At 67.4% G+C, this 15,706-nt stretch carries 11 protein-coding genes; 9 read left to right on the forward strand and 2 right to left on the reverse strand.

Annotation, left to right across the window (positions count from 1 at the left end; translation table 11 throughout):
• Nucleotides 1-6: 6 nt before the first annotated feature.
• Nucleotides 7-1,494 (forward strand): flavin monoamine oxidase family protein, encoded by a 1,488-nt coding sequence (locus tag HFP15_RS33350; RefSeq protein WP_168520933.1) that lies wholly within the window; start codon nt 7-9, stop codon nt 1,492-1,494.
• A gap of 10 nt (nt 1,495-1,504) precedes the next feature.
• On the opposite strand, the gene HFP15_RS33355 is transcribed toward HFP15_RS33350, so the two are convergent.
• Nucleotides 1,505-2,146 (reverse strand): TetR/AcrR family transcriptional regulator, encoded by a 642-nt coding sequence (locus HFP15_RS33355; protein WP_168520935.1) that lies wholly within the window; start codon nt 2,144-2,146, stop codon nt 1,505-1,507.
• Between HFP15_RS33355 and HFP15_RS33360 the strand changes: the two genes are divergently transcribed.
• Together HFP15_RS33360 and HFP15_RS33365 are read left to right on the forward strand one after the other, a co-directional pair.
• Entirely contained in the window at nt 2,084-3,367 is a 1,284-nt protein-coding gene (locus HFP15_RS33360) for a flavin-containing monooxygenase (protein ID WP_281355704.1), read from the forward strand. The two genes, HFP15_RS33355 and HFP15_RS33360, sit on opposite strands and share 63 nt — an antisense overlap.
• 8 nt (nt 3,368-3,375) lie before the next feature.
• Complete coding sequence (locus HFP15_RS33365; protein WP_168520939.1) at nt 3,376-6,174, forward strand: penicillin acylase family protein; 2,799 nt, start codon at nt 3,376-3,378, stop codon at nt 6,172-6,174.
• Between the two features lie 524 nt (nt 6,175-6,698).
• On the opposite strand, the gene HFP15_RS33370 is transcribed toward HFP15_RS33365, so the two are convergent.
• Entirely contained in the window at nt 6,699-7,433 is a 735-nt protein-coding gene (locus HFP15_RS33370; protein ID WP_168520941.1) for a MerR family transcriptional regulator, read from the reverse strand.
• Between the two features lie 54 nt (nt 7,434-7,487).
• Between HFP15_RS33370 and HFP15_RS33375 the strand changes: the two genes are divergently transcribed.
• From HFP15_RS33375 to HFP15_RS33400, 6 genes are all read left to right on the forward strand, one after another.
• Entirely contained in the window at nt 7,488-7,775 is a 288-nt protein-coding gene (locus tag HFP15_RS33375) for a hypothetical protein (RefSeq protein WP_168520943.1), read from the forward strand.
• 22 nt (nt 7,776-7,797) lie between these two features.
• Nucleotides 7,798-8,007, forward strand: coding sequence for a hypothetical protein (locus HFP15_RS33380; RefSeq protein WP_168520945.1), 210 nt, complete (start codon nt 7,798-7,800; stop codon nt 8,005-8,007).
• A 429-nt stretch (nt 8,008-8,436) separates the two neighbouring features.
• Nucleotides 8,437-8,667, forward strand: a complete 231-nt coding sequence (locus HFP15_RS33385; protein ID WP_168520947.1) for a mersacidin/lichenicidin family type 2 lantibiotic — start codon at nt 8,437-8,439, stop codon at nt 8,665-8,667.
• 307 nt (nt 8,668-8,974) lie between these two features.
• Complete coding sequence (locus HFP15_RS33390) at nt 8,975-12,073, forward strand: type 2 lanthipeptide synthetase LanM family protein (protein ID WP_168520949.1); 3,099 nt, start codon at nt 8,975-8,977, stop codon at nt 12,071-12,073.
• 14 nt (nt 12,074-12,087) lie between these two features.
• Nucleotides 12,088-12,627, forward strand: a complete 540-nt coding sequence (locus HFP15_RS33395) for a hypothetical protein (RefSeq protein WP_168520951.1) — start codon at nt 12,088-12,090, stop codon at nt 12,625-12,627.
• An 8-nt stretch (nt 12,628-12,635) separates the two neighbouring features.
• A complete protein-coding gene (locus HFP15_RS33400; RefSeq protein ID WP_168520953.1) occupies nt 12,636-14,843 on the forward strand; it encodes a peptidase domain-containing ABC transporter in 2,208 nt (735 codons plus the stop codon).
• The last annotated feature ends 863 nt before the right edge of the window (nt 14,844-15,706 follow it).

Raw genomic sequence — 15,706 nt, forward strand, 5'->3', positions numbered from 1 at the left:
GCTCTCATGGCCGATCGGGACATCACGCGTCGTAGCCTGTTCGGGACGGGCGCGGCGCTGGGTGCCGGCGCACTGCTGGCGGAGGCCGCGCCCTCCGCGGCCGCGAGCGGCGCGGCGCCGTCCACCGCGGATGTGGTGGTGGTCGGCGCGGGATTCGCCGGGCTGACGGCTGCTCGGGAGCTCACCCGGGCAGGCGCGTCGGTGGTGGTCCTGGAGGCCAGGGACCGGGTCGGGGGTCGCGCGTACAACCACGAACTGGGTGGCGGCGTCATCTCCGAGGCGGGGGCGACATTCGTCGGTCCCACCCAGGACCACGTGCTGAACCTGGCGGCCGAGACCGGCGTGGCCACGTTCCCGACCTACGACACGGGCAACGACGTCTACGTCTCGGGCAGCGGCAGGCAGACCTACAGCGACACCGGTCCCACCGGCTCGGCGCCGCCGGACCCGTTGCTGCTGCCCGACCTCACCACCGTCATCACCCGGCTGGACCAGATGTCCACCGAAGTCCCGGTGGACGCGCCGTGGACCGCCCCCAAGGCCGAGGAGTACGACCGGCAGTCACTGGGCAGCTGGCTCGCGGCCAACACGGTCAACCCGGACTTCGCCGCGCTCGCCGCGGCGGCGACGCGGCCGATCTTCGGCGCGGAGCCGCGGGAGCTGTCCCTGCTGTACGTGCTCTACTACATCGCCGCCTCGGGCAACGAAACCACGCCGGGCACCTTCGAACGCAACTTCGACACCCGCGACGGGGCGCAGATGTGGCGCTTCGCCGGCGGGTCGCAGCTGATCTGTCAGCGCATCGCCGACTCGCTCGGCGACCGGCTGGTGCTGAATGCCCCGGTACGCCGGATCAGCCAGTCCGGCACCGGGGTCGTCGTGACCGCCGACGGCGTCACGGTGTCCGCCAAGCAGGTGGTCGTCGCGATTCCGCCCGCGCTGGCCGGGCGGATCGACTACCAGCCGTTGCTGCCCTTCCAGCGGGACCAGCTGACCCAGCGGTTCGGCCAGGGCACGCTGAGCAAGGTCGCGGCCGTCTATCCCGAACCCTTCTGGCGCACCGCCGGGCTCACCGGCCAGGCGATCAGCACGGACGGCCCGATCAGTGCCACGTTCGACGACTCCCCGCCCGAGGGCGGCCCCGGTGTCGTCTTCGGTTTCGTCGGTGGAGACCGCGCACGCGGCTTCGCGCAGCTCTCGGCCGCCGACCGGCAAGCGGCGGTGCTGGACCAGCTTTCGGGCTTCTTCGGTCCGGCGGCCTTGTCGCCGACCGGCTACCTGGAGACCCAGTGGGCGGCCGAGCAGTGGACCCGGGGGTGCCCGGTCGCGCTCGCACCCCCCGGTCTGCTGGTCTCCTACGGCGAGTGGATCCGCAGGCCGATCGGACGCATCCACTGGGCCGGCACCGAAACCTCCACCTACTGGGCCGGGTACATGGACGGCGCGGTGCGATCCGGCGAACGGGCCGCGCGGGAGGTGCTCGACGCGCTGTGACGGGCCCTGGTCACCGGCCGCGGGTGTGGCGCTCCAGATAGCCGGTGACCAGGTCGATGCCCTCGGCGATGATCCGCTCATCGCCGTGCAGGTCGTGTTCGAAGGCGAGCTGGAACACCCGGTCACCGACCTCCACCGCCAGCTCGGCGATCACGGGGTCGGTGCCGTCGCGCAGCATGCCCTGCTGCTGGGCGAACGCGAACAGGAACGCCGCGATCTCGCGGTTGTGCGCACGGCAGAACTCCTGAACGGCCGCATTCGTGCGCCCGCGCCACCAGATCACGACGAACGCGGGCCGGTGGTGGTAGACGCCCACGAACGCGCGCATGGTCGCCTCGACCACGTTGCGCATCGTCGGTCGCTCCAGCGCGGCGACCGCCCGCGCGACGGCCTCGTCCATTTCGGCGGTGTCCCGCCGCACCAGCTCCAGGATGATCTCGTCGCGATCGGCGAAGTACTGGTACAGCGAACCGATGGGCACCCCGGCCCGCGCGGCCACGGCTCGCGTGCCCAGTGCCTCGATCCCGGCTTCCACGACCAGGTCCGCGGCGGCGTCGAGGATCCGTGCCACCCGCTCCCTGCTCCGCCGTTGCACCGGCACCCGTCGAGCCGCCCGGTCGGTATTCCCGGCGGCACCCCTTGCCTCTGCCACACCTCCAGTGTACAAACAGACAAGAACCTGACTCAGGTTCGTGTTTGTTCACGACGGATGACCGTGCGAGGACACATGAGCGGAGGGTCTCGAGCGCGAGTGGCCGTGGTCGGCGCGGGCCCGGCCGGTCTCGCGGTCGCCGCGACGCTGGCCAGGCGCGGGGTCAGCGCCGCGGTGCTCGAGCGGGGCGCGTCCGTGGCGACGAGCTGGCGTGGTCATTACGACCGGCTGCACCTGCACACCGTCCGCTGGCTGTCCCATCTGCCCGGTTACCGCATCCCGCGCACGGCGGGCAGGTGGGTCTCTCGGGACGAGGTGATCGCGTACCTCGAACGCTATGCCGTGCACCACGATCTCGAGATCCGCACCGGCGTCACGGTGCGGCGCGTGGAGCGGTCCGGCGACGGCTGGTCGCTGCGGTGCGACGACGGCGGGCGGCACGACCTGCGTGCGCGTGCCGTCGTCGTGGCCACCGGGTACAACCACAGCCCGTTGCTGCCCGAATGGCCCGGCCGGCGGACGTATCGCGGGACGCTCTGCCACGCCGCGGACTACCGCAACGGCACGCCGTTCCGCGGCCAGGACGTGCTGGTGGTCGGCGCCGGCAACACCGGGGCCGAGATCGCGGTGGACCTGGTGGAGCACGGCGCCGCCCGGGTACGGCTGGCGTTTCGCACCCCGCCGCACATCCTGCGGCGCTCCCAGTTCGGCATTCCGACCCAGCTCGTCGCGGTGCTGTTGCGGCACGCTCCCGTCGCCCTCGCCGACCGGCTGGCCGAGCCGGTACGGAAACGGTCCGTGCCCAGGCTGGACCACAAAGGACTGCCCGACCCGGGACCCGGCGTGTACCGCGGGTCCGCGCGCGGGGAGATTCCGATACTGGACACGGGAGTGGTCGACGCAGTGCTGGACGGGCGCGTGGAACCCGTCCCGGCCGTCACCGGATTCGACGGGGACCGGGTTCGCCTGGCCGACGGCACCGCGATCCGGCCCGACGCGGTCATCGCCGCGACCGGCTACCGCCGCGGGCTGGAACCGCTCGTCGGTCACCTCGGTGTACTCGGCCCCACCGGCCTGCCCCTGGTACACGGGCCGCGCACCCATCGCACGGCACCCGGCCTGCATTTCATCGGCTACACCAATCCGCCCAGCGGGATGTTCCGTGAGATCACCCTCGACGCCCGTCAGATCGCCGCGGCGCTGAGCCGCACCGACAGCTAGGACACCCCATGAGCCGCGCGTGCAGCACCTTCCGGCGTCCGTCGTGGATCTTGTTGTCAGCCGCCGCGGTTCTGGTGGCCTCCGCCGTCCCGGCCGCGGCCGATTCGTCACCGCCCACCTACCGGGCCCATGACTACGGCGACGGCCGGGTCATGAGCATCGACCCACCCGGCGAGAACGGGCTCGTCGACGCCGCTCAGCTCGCCCAGTTCGAACTGAACGGCACGCGCCCACCCCACAGTGACGACCAGCTCGGGCCGTACGCCGGCCTGCTGTACGGCGCACCCTCGCTCACGGACGCGACGCTGGGCGACTACTACGGCGACGAGTCGTTCGGCATCGCGCCCGGCAACGTCACCCGCACCGAGCATCCCGCCGCCGGCCAGCCGGTGGTGATCTACCGCGACGCTCGCGACATCCCGCACGTCTACGGCGACAACGACGCGGCGCTGGCGTTCGGCGCGGGCTACGCGCAGGCCGAGGACCGGCTGTTCCTGATGGACGTGTTGCGGCACTACGGTGCGGGCAGCCTCTCGCAGTTCCTCGGACCGTCCTGTGCCGACGAGCGCATGGACCACGACCAGCTCCTGCTGGCGCCGTACACGGCGGCACAGGCCCAGGCCCAGGTGGACGCGCTGCCCGCGGAGTTCGGCACCCAGGGCACCCTCGCCCGCCGGATGATTTATTCCTTTGTGGACGGTGTCAACGCCTACATCGGACGGACCACGACCGACCCGGGCGCCCTTCCGGCGGACTACGCCGCGGCGCTGCAACCACCGCAACGCTGGTCGGTCGCGGACGTGGTCTACGTGGCCTCCCTCATCGGCGGCATCTTCGGAGACGGTGGCGGGTCCGAAGTGCACAACGCCGCATTGCTGCAGTACCTGCAACGGCAGCTGGGTGACGCCCCGGGACGGCAGGCGTTCACCGACTTCAAGCAGCAGAACGACGGCGACGCACCGACCACTGTGGACGATACGTTCCCCTACGAGATTCCCGGCCACGTCGACCCTGCGTTGACCGCACTGCCCGACGACGCCGGAAAGCCGCTGACCGGCGGTCCGGCCGGCACCACCGCAGGCTGCGACCTCACCGCCCCGAACCCGGCCGCCACGGAGATCGTCGCGAACCTGCTCGCCATGCCGAAGCACATGAGCAACGCGCTGGTGGTCTCCGCCCAGCACTCCGCGGACGGGCACCCCATCGCCGTGTTCGGCCCGCAGGTGTCCTATTTCGCGCCCGGTATCCTGATGCAGGAGGACCTGCACTCACCGGATTACGACGCCGAAGGCGCGTCGTTCCCCGGAACCGGCCTGGTCGAACTCGGCCGCGGCAGGGACTTCGCCTGGTCGGCCACCTCCGCCGGATCGGATCTGACCGATCAGCGGCTGGAACGCGTCTGCGATCCCACCGGGGCGTCGCCCGCCCCGACCGGGAAGTACTACGAATTCGACGGCCGATGCCTGCCCATGACCCACGAGACGTTCACCGAGACCGCGGTGCCCAAGCCCGGCGGCGTCGGCGCGCCGACCGTCATCACGCACGACGTCTACCTCACCCGGCACGGCATCGTGCAGGGCTGGACCAGCGCGGCCGGTGGCGCACCGGTCGCGGTGGTCGACCAGCGCTCCACCTACGGGCACGAGGTCGACTCCGTCGTCGGGTTCCTGCACTGGGGTCAACCGGCCCTCACCCACGACGCGGCGTCCTGGATGGCCGGTGCCCAGCAGATCGGGTACACGTTCAACTGGTTCTACGCGGACAGCCGCGACATCGCCTACTACAACTCCGGGCTCGACCCGGTCCGGCAGCCCGGTGCCGACCCGAATCTGCCGACCTGGGGCACCGGCGGCGCGGAATGGCAGGGGTTCCTGCCCGCCGCCCAGCACCCGCACGCCATCGACCCGCCGTCGGGCGTCCTCACCAGCTGGAACAACAAACCGGCGCCCGGGTTCTCGGCCTCGGACAGCCAGTACGGCTACGGTCCCGTCTACCGGGTGCAGATGCTCGACACGCAGATCGCGGACGAACTGAATGCTCACCATGGTCAGCTCACCCGCGCGAACCTGGTGCAGGCCATGGAGACCGCCGCCACCCAGGATCTCGACGGGTTGACCACGCTGCCGGAGCTGCTGTCCTACCTCGACGGTCGCTCCGAGCCGGCCGGCGTGCGGCAGATGATCGGCGTGCTCGAGCGCTGGAACGCCACGGGTGATCACCGCCGCAAGACGGCGCCGGGCGAAGCCCAGTACGCCGACCACGCCGCCGTGGCCATCATGGACGTGCTGCAGACGAAGCTGATTCGAGCGCTGTTCGATTCGGTCCTCGCCGCGGGCGGCGTCACCGGCGTCGGCTCGACCGGCGGGGCGTCCGCGGCGGGGTACTCGGCGTTGCCGATGCAGTGGGTGAACACGCCCAACAGCGGCGGCGCGCACCTGGGCAGCGCTTACGACGGCGGTTACGAAAGCTATGTCGTCAAGGTGCTGCGGCAGCTGCGCGGAGCCCCGGTGGCTTCGCCGTTCGGCCCTGCCGTGATGTCGAGAATCTGCGGCTCCGGCCCGGCGAGTTGCCCCGGGGTGATCGACCAGGCGCTGGCCGACACCTACCGCACCCTCGTCTCGGCGAACGGCGACTCCACCGACGTGGCCGGCTGGACGAGCACGCCGGACACCGTGGCGGCCAAGCAGACGATGCCGCAGTACGACGCCATCGCCTTCCGGCCGGTCGGCATCGTCGGCCAGCCGGACGTCGACTGGCAGAACAGGCCGACGTTCCAGCAGGTCGTCGAGTTCTACCGGCACAGCTAATCGGCGTATCCCGCCGACCCTCCAACGACCGGCCCTGACAGCCCACCGACACCCTGCGGACCAGATCAGCCGGAACCACCGGCACAACGATCTTCGGCACCTTCATGTCCGCCATCCGATGAGTGATCAAGCCGGAGATTTCCCAGCTCAGAAAGTGTTGTGAAGGCCGTATCATCGCGCGGTCACTCCCTGTAACAATCGAATCGAGGAGTTGATCGCTGGCTATCAGTCCGACGCGACGGTGTACTGGGTGACCGGTTCGGCGTCGAACAGCGAACGGTCAGCAGCATTCGCCAGCGGCACGGCGCGGTCACGCATCGCCGACCGACCTTCGCGGACACAGTTCGCCGGAAGCTGCGCATCGGTGCCGCCCGCTGTCGGCTGCTCTTAGCGATCATCCGGGCCGACTCGTAACAGCGATCAGCCCCGGCGGAGACGGCAGCCCGGGCGGGTGTGAAGTCAGATGATCGACACCTCCGAGCCAGCGCGAGTCAGCGGGATGAGCCACTCCGCGAGGCCCCGACCTATCGAGCGTCCAGCTGCTCTCGGATCAGGGTGTCGAGCCGCTGCCATGTCGGCGACGCGGCGTTGACCGCCGCTTGGATCATCGCCGGGATTTCCGAGCCTGTGGCATATCCGGGCAGATCATCGGCTCCGTAGCGTGCTCGGGTGGCGTCGACGATCCGGCGCGCGAGGTCGTCGACGCGCGAGTCATGGGGATCGAGGTCATGGGCGTGGTCGTAGTCGAGAACTATCTGGCGCAGCCTCGGGTCGGTCAGGATGTCGGCCTGGTCGCGCAACAGCACGTTCGCGGTGTTGGGATGAGTCGCGAACACCAGGATCCACAAGTCGTTTTGAAGGGCCACCCATCGCTCGCTGAACCCGAGTCCGCGCAACCGTTCGAGGTAGCTTGCGACTTCGGCTGGTACCGCAAGGAGACGCCCGTCGGCGAGCCGTCGGAGCCGCTCCTGCGTCGCCTTCAGGTCACGGATGCGCACGGAGAGGTCGGTGTCGATCTGGTGCAGCGCTTGGCGGATCTCCTCGTCGGTGGCCGACCCGAGGTCACGGATGCGCGCCAGGGGAACACCGGCCTCAGCCAAGGTCCGAATCTTGATCAGCTCGATGGCGTGGCTGGCTTCGTACCGTCGGTAACCGGAGGCATCGCGGTTCGGCTCGGCGAGCAGTCCCTTGTCGTGATAGACCCGGATCGTCTTGGTCGACACACCGACATACCTGGCCAGCTGGCCGATAGTGATCACATGACCATGATCTCACTTGACCTTGCCCTAAGGGAAACGTTGCACCATGTCGTCATGGTGAGTGCGAACTACGACCGAGAGACCCTGCGCGCCCTGGCCGATGAAGGCAACGAGATCGCCCTGGACCGGCTGGCCGACCTCGCCGACGCCCGTGCGGATCTTGAGGAACTGAGCGAGTTGCTGGACGAGGGAAGCATGCATGCCGGGCACCTGCTCACCCGGCGCGCGGTCGCGAAGGGTGACCTGCGTGAGCTGCAACGGATATCTGACGCCGGGTGCGATGAGGCCGACGAGGAGCTGGAACGGCTGCTCACGGCACCGCTCCGCGAGCAGCGAGACTAAGAACCCGCCGGCAGAATCGGGCTTGAGGACCGTCCTTGCCCGGCGGCTCATCGCCCTCACGCCGGATGATCGTGCTGAGCACGCTAATGGTCTGCTCATCAGCGAGGGCGGAAAGAGCCTGCTGAATCCCGGGACGGCGCTGGACAACATCGCGCACGCGATGGAGCAGGTGGACCTGGTGTCCGCGCGGGAGCCGGTGCGTGGAGACTCTCGACATCCAGCGCATGCCTGAAGAAGCGGGAATAGGTTCACCGAACCTGGAAATCGTCAACGAATTTCGCTGTTATGCAGACAAAATGCCGCAGCGGGTGATCTTTTCCGCTGCGAAAGCATCGGTGACTCGCGCGGCGGCGTCGAGAATGCTTGCGTGTCACTGCTGCCAACGATCTCCACCCACCCGGGTGAGCGCCTCTCTTGACCCGCCACTCACCCACTGTCACCCTCAACACGTCCGACCAGAAAACAGCGGGGCCGCGGCTCGCGAATTGTTGAGCGACTGTTCGGTCCCTGTCGATTTCTGCCGCCAAGGTCGGCAACATGGCGGCACGAAAAACGAAGTGCCAAAAAGATGGTGTGAGAATCACGCGATGAAATCTGACCTCGTGGATTCCCACTTAGGCAACGATATAGGCATCGAACATCGGGAGACGAGGCGAACGTCATGGGTATCGACAAGGCCATCCGTGCATGGGAGGACCCGGAGTACCGAAGCAGCTTGAGCGCCGACGACCTGGCCGCCCTGCCGCAGCACCCGGCCGGAGCAATTGAACTGACCGACGCGGAACTGGGCGAAGTCCTCGGCGGCATACAAAGCGGCGCCAGCGTCGGGTGCAACACCAAGACCTGCGTCCACACTCGCGGCAACTCGCTCAAGCCCTGCGACGCCTGCTGAACGCACGGTCGACGAGAACGCCGAGGATGACTACATGGGCCGCTGGACGGCAGTTCAGCGGCCCTTAGAGCGCTGGGGTCGGACGGCAGCCGTCGAGAAAGATGACAACCCTGTGGCAAGAGACGCGAAGACCTGGCACGCTGCCGCGTGGTATCGGGCACTCCCGCTCACGGAACGGTGCGGCCCCGAGGGCGGTCCGCTTCCCGCCCCGCCACCAGCCCACGCCGACAGGGCGGCCCGGCGGCTTCGGGCGTGGAAGTCACAGAAACCCTTCGGAAACGACTCACTGTTCACAGCACGGCTGGCCTTGGATTCCCTGTCGGAACAAGACCTACTGACACTTCTCGCGGAGCCCGCGGACGAGTTGAGGACCCGACTCGCGAGGGAACCAGCATGGCTCGTCGCTCTTCGACGGGCCCTCGTCGACACACCTCCTCGTACGGAGCTGCTCACCCTGCTCGATGACGTCGAGAACAGCCATCCGCTCGGCCCATGGCTACCGGCGCTCGGTCCGCTGTTCCAGCGCGCGCTCGACGCGCTGCACGACCACGTCGACGCGCTCCGAGAAGAATATCCGTTCGTGCCCATCCAGCCGGACACGCTGAGCAGGGCCTTCCTACGCAATATCTCGGCGACGGTCCTGTTTCAGATGAGCAAACCGTTCATTCTCGAAATGAACATCGCACGGCTGCGGGGAAGCCTGCGGGGCGAGACACCAGCGGCGAGGTTCGACGACTTCTCGGCCATGCTGCGTCAAGAAGGGATCGTCGCCTCGATTCTCGTCAAGTATCCGGTACTGGCGCGCCAATTGGTGCTCACCGTCGAGCAGTGGGCGGACTACCTGTGCGAGTTCTTGACGAATCTCTGTGCCGACCGGGAGGTCATTCGGACCACCCTCGCGGGCGGCCGCGATCCAGGACCGTTGCTCGACATCGACGCGGGAATGGGTGACCGGCACCGCAGCGGACGGAGCGTGCTGCTCTTGCGGTTCGCCTCCGGCCTGCGTGTCCTGTACAAGCCGCGACCTCTTGCCGTCGAGGCACATTTTCAGGAGTTGCTCTCCTGGTTGAACGAACATGGGGCGGATCCGCCGCTGTGTCCCCACATCGTCGTCGATCGCGGCGACTACGGATGGTGCGAGTTCGTCGCGCCGGCTTCCTGTACCTCGGAAGCGGAAGTCGCCCGGTTCTACCGGCGCCAGGGAAGCTACCTGGCACTCCTCTACGCCCTGTGCGCGGCCGACCTGCACAACGAAAACCTCATCGCCGTCGGCGAGCACCCCATCCTCGTCGACCTCGAGGCGCTCTTTCACCCGACGGTCCATGGCGGGGACCGCCTGTTGACCGACAACCTGGCTGCGGGAGCCCTGGATCAATCCGTCTGGCAGGTCGGAATACTCCCGCGGCGAATATGGTCCGACGAGCAGTCGGTGGGCGTCGACATGAGCGGGCTGGGCGGGCAGGAAGGGCAGATGAATCCCCATCGCCTCGTGAGCTGGACCGGGGTGAGAACGGATGAGATGCGGCTCGGTCGCGAGCACGTCGAACTGCCCGCGAGCGACAACCGGCCGCGCCTGAGGGATCGAGAAGTCGACGCCGTCGACTACCGTGATGCCCTCCTCCGCGGCTTCACGGACATGTACCGCCTCCTCTGCCGTCATCGAACCGCTCTGCTGCAGGAGCGGCTACCACGTTTCGCCCACGACGAGATACGAGTCGTGGTCCGTTCGACGAACGTATACGGCCTCCTCTGGTACGAAAGCTTCCATCCCGATCTCCTGCGGGACGCGCTCGACCGCGACCGCTTTCTCGACCGCATCTGGGCGGAGGCGGCTACTCGTCCCTATCTCACCCGGCTCATCGGAGCGGAACGGCACGATCTGCTCCGCGGCGATATTCCTGTCTTCCGGACCCGCCCCGACAGTTGCGCGATCGTCACCTCAGAGGGGGAATCCATTGCCGACTTCTTCGATGCGCCGAGCCTGGACTTGGCGCGGCAACGAATGGAGCGGCTCGGAGACGAGGATCTCGCCAAGCAGACCTGGATCATCGAGGCCTCGCTCGCCACGCTGCTGATGGGTCGCGAAACGATTCCCCGGCCTCAGGCACAGCTCGCGGCCGAACGTCCGGTCGAAAGCGAGCGTCTGCTGGCGCTGGCCGACACCTGCGGCAAACGCATCGACGAACTCGCGTTGCGGAGCGCCGCCTGCGCACATTGGCTCGGGGTGGGCCCCCTCGATGAGTCGGCCTGGGGCCTGTTTCCCTCCGGAATCGATCTCTACGCCGGCAACCCCGGTATCGCCTTGTTCTTGGCCTATCTCGGCGCAGTGACCCGCACCCCCTCCTACACGGAACTGGCGTATCGCGCGTTCACGCCGGTCAGCGAACAGTACCGGCAGTGGCTCGCGGCGGACGGAGCAACGGGACAGGAACCGGCCGACATGACCGTCGGCGCCTTCGACGGTCTCGGGTCGTTCATCTACCTGCTGGCCAACCTGGGCGTACTCTGGTCGGATTCGAGCCTGCTGGACGAAGCCGAGGACGTCGTCGCACGGCTTCCACCCTTCATCGCACGCGACGACCACCTCGATGTCGTCTACGGGTCGGCCGGGTGCCTGCTGTGCCTGCTTGCTCTTCACGCGGTGCGACCTTCGCCGCGCACCTTGGACGCGGCAATCCGGTGCGGCGAACGCCTCGTCGCCACAGCGCAACCGGCCAGCCGAGGGAAGGCGTGGACAACTCTGGCAGACCAGCCACGTCTCGGCGGATTCTCACACGGCACCGCCGGTATCGCGACGAGCTTGCTCCGGCTGGCCGCGGTGAGCGGCATCGATCGATTCGGCGACCTCGCGCGGCAGGCCCTGTCGTACGACCGGAGCCTGTTCATTCCCGAACTGGGCAATTGGGCGGACCTGCGCGTCTTCTCGGCGCCGCCTGGTGCCGATCGGCTCGATGAGACCACCGCCGGGTCCCCCGCGAAGAGCATGGTCGCCTGGTGTCACGGCGCGGCGGGGATCGGGCTCGGCCGGTTGGCCACGCTGTCCCTGATGGATGGTCCGGAAGTCCACACCGAGATAGAGGCCGCGCTGAGCGCCACGACTCGCTTCGGTTTCGACATCAACCACTCGCTGTGTCACGGTGCGCTGGGCAACGCGGAACTCCTGCTGACGGCGGCTCGGACCCTGCGGAGGACACAAGACCGTGCGGCGCTCGAGCAGGCAACCGCGGTGATCGTGTCGAGCATCGAAGCCGACGGGCCGGCCACGGGGGTACCCCTGGGCATCGAGACGCCCGGCTTCATGACCGGCCTGGCCGGGGTCGGCTACGGGCTGCTACGCCTGGCAGAGCCCGACAAGGTGCCGTGCGTCCTCCTGCTGGCTCCGCCACAATGGCAGACGCAACCGTGACGAAGGCGGCGGCCATGAGCGAGCGAGCCATTTTTCGTGAGCAGGCACTGGACGCGTACCGGCGAGGCACCGACAAGATCGTCCTTCCTCGCCTTGTCTCCAGCCGAGTCACCGCGTGCGCCTGGCTCCTGCTCGGCGTGCTTCTCGCGGCCGCAGTGCTCGCCTTCACCGTTCGAGTTCCGAGCTATGTCGCCGCCCCTGGGCTCGTCACCACCTCTGACCCGCTTCGGCCCGCCTCCGGCGCGGTCGTCCTTTTCGTGCCGCCGGATCAGTCGGGGCAGCTACGGGTCGGCCAGCCGGCACACATCACGGTCGGCTCATCGGAAACCTACGTCGAGGGAACGGTCGCGCAGGTCGGGCAGAACGCGGTGCCGCCGGCATTACTGCAGCAGCGGTACGGCGTCGAGCCGGATCTTGTTTCGCAGCCGTCGGTCGTCGTGGTCGTGGGGGATGGTGAGGCGTTGCCGCCCGACCGCTACGCCGGGACCCGCATAACGGCACAGGTAGAGACCGGCAGGCAGCAGCCGCTGTTGGTGATTCCGGGATCGTCTTAGGACGCGAGATGATTCAGGCGATGTGGCGGAAACGGGTTCCGGAAGTGCGGCAGATGAGCGAGGTCGAATGCGGCCTTGCCTGCCTGACCATGGTCCTCAACCACTATGGTTGCGGAGTCTCCCTTTCCGAGTTGCGGACGCGTTCGGGAGTGGGACGCGACGGTCTGTCGGCATTGGACATCGTCCGGACCGCCCGGCGTTACGGGATGCGGGTACGGGCGATATCGCTGCGGTGGAACGACTTCCGTTTCATCAGAACGCCGGCGATACTGCATTGGGAATTCAACCACTTTGTCGTCATGGAACGATGGTCGCGCAGATACGTCACGGTCGTGGACCCGGCTGTGGGCCGGCGGCGCCTGACCCACGACGAGTTCGACGCCGGCTTCACGGGGGTCGTGATCCTCCCAGAACCCGGAAGCGCATTCGATCGCCGACCGGCTCCGTCCCGGCAGCGGTCTCGGCGCTATCTGTTCCGCTACATGAAACAAGCTCCAGGGACCTTCCTGCAGATACTCGGCGTCTCGCTCGTGCTTCTGCTCCTCGGGCTGACGCTGCCTGTGCTGACCAAGGTCGTGGTGGATCGGCTCCTCCCGTACCGGATTCAGGAAGTGATGCCCCTGCTGGGGATCGGCATTCTCGTCCTGTTCCTCGCCACGACGGTGGCCGCGCTCTTACGGGAATGGTTGCTGGTATATCTGCGGGCGCGCATCGACATGCACATGATGCTCGACTTCGTTGAGCACATGCTCGCGCTGCCCTACCGCTTCTTCCAGCAGCGTTCCAGCGGCGATCTGCTGTCCCGGGCTGCCAGCAACGCGATGCTGCGCGAGGTGCTCAGCAATCAGCTCCTTTCAGCCGTGATGGACAGCGGCCTCGTCGTTTTCTACCTGGTCATTCTGCTCTGGCAATCACTCCCGTTCGGCCTCCTGACGCTGGCTTTCGGGGCTTTCCAGGTCCTTCTCCTCGTCGCCACCAACCGCTATATCGGCGGGCTGGCACATAGAGAGTTGGCCGCGTTCGGGAAGGCCCAGGGCTATCTGGCCGAATCGCTGGTCGGAATCGGCACGCTGAAAGCCGCCGGTGCCGAACATGGCGCGTTCGAACGCTGGTCGAACGCGTTCTTCGACCAGCTCAACAATTCGTTGCGCTACCACACCGCGTCCGGAACCCTGACGGCGATTCTGACCGCGCTGCGCTCCTTCGGGCAACTGGCGTTGTTGTGGGTGGGCGCGGCGCAGGTGCTCAACGGGTCGATCACGTTGGGAACCATGGTGGCGCTGCTCGCGCTGGCGAGCGCCTTCTTCGCTCCGCTCGCGTCACTGGTGAACAGCGGCCAGCAGTTCCAGATCGTACGCGCCAACCTCGACCGCATCAGCGATGTGACCGAGGCAGAGCCCGAGCAGGACCGCCAGGACGTGGCGCCGGCGCCTCCCCTTTCCGGCGCCTTGCGATTGGAGCAGCTTGGCTTCCGGTACGCCACGAACAGCCCGCACGTCCTGCGCCGAGTCGACCTGACCATCGAAGCCGGGCAGCGCGTCGCCATTGTCGGGCCGTCCGGCTCGGGCAAGAGCACTCTCGCGAAACTACTCCTGGGCCTCTACGTACCGACAGAAGGCGACGTGATCTATGACGGGCTCTCGCTGCAACGCATGAACTGGCAGGAACTGCGACGCCAATTCGGCGTGGTACTCCAGGAAAGCATGCTTTTCAGCGGCTCGATATACGCCAATATCGCTTTGGGTAACCTGGCGCTGGAGCGGGAGCGTGTGATCGAGGCGGCCAAGATCGCGGCTATACACGACGACATCACGGCGATGCCGATGGGTTACGACACCTTCGTTGCCGAGGGTGGGAGTGCGCTTTCGGGCGGCCAGCGGCAGCGGCTGTCGATTGCGCGTGCGGTCGCGCGCGAGCCGGCCATCCTCCTGCTCGACGAGGCGACGAGCCACCTCGATGTGGAAACAGAAAAAAAGGTCGCGCAGAATCTGCAGAGCCTGACCTGCACGCAGATCATCATCGCGCATCGCCTCAGCACCGTCCGGGACGCCGACGTAATTCTCGTACTCGACGGTGGTGCGATCGTGGAACAAGGCACACACCACCAACTGCTTCGCCAAGGTGGCCGCTACGCGAAACTGATCCGGCAGCAGGTCGAACCGGCCGAACAGGAGACGATGCCAAATGAGGCTATGAGCGGCCGCCGTCGGGCATGATGGCGGCTCGTGCTGGTCCGCTTCGCCTACCTCGCCGTCACCCACGCTTTCGCCGCGCGCTGCGGCTATCGCGCATGACCGACCGCGAGCAGGACATCGAGATCCTCACCCTGCGCCACCAACTCACCGCCCTGCAACGACAACTCGGCGACCAACACCCCCCGAATTCGAGCTGAGGACACGGCATTCCTCGCGACGCTGCCCGTGCCGCTGCCCCGCGCGACGCTACGCCGACTCCGGCCGCTGATCAGCCCCGACACCGTCCCGCCGAGAACCCTCCCCGGGACTACCGGCGCATCCACCGCGAACCCACCCCCTCCGCATTAAGATCGCACCCTCGACCGTGCGGAAATCCTCAGAACGGCAGGCGTCGACCCGACTCAGGACCGAGCGACCATCACCCGGGCCGCGCCGGAAGCTGGGGGCGGCTCAGATTTCAATTGATACAGGGGTGACTGGTTTCAGGTACACGGGACTACACCAGCGGCCTGAACCACCAACCCACGAGTCAACCAAACTCGGTGCAGAACCACTGGCCTCACACTGGCACGAGGCGCCACATACGACAGGCACCGACACGCACCGTCACCACCGGATTCGGGCCAGAGCCGTTCGATGCACAGTCCCTGATCTTCAGGGTTACCAGATCCCGGAGGGGCGCGCGAAATCCTCGTCCGCGAGTCCGTCGACCGCTTCGACGTCCTCCGACTCGAAGCCCGCCAGAATGGGTTTGGCCTGGGACTGTAAAACGAGCGGTGTAATTCCCGATCATGGAAGTGCACCTGATGACCGACATGATGTCCGGCGTGGAGAACGCTGAGGACTTGAACCCCGTGTCCGGGCTGGATGGCCTGGACGAGCAG

This window comes from Amycolatopsis acididurans, from assembly GCF_012328925.1.
In the GTDB taxonomy this organism is placed as follows: Bacteria; Actinomycetota; Actinomycetes; order Mycobacteriales; family Pseudonocardiaceae; genus Amycolatopsis_E; species Amycolatopsis_E acididurans.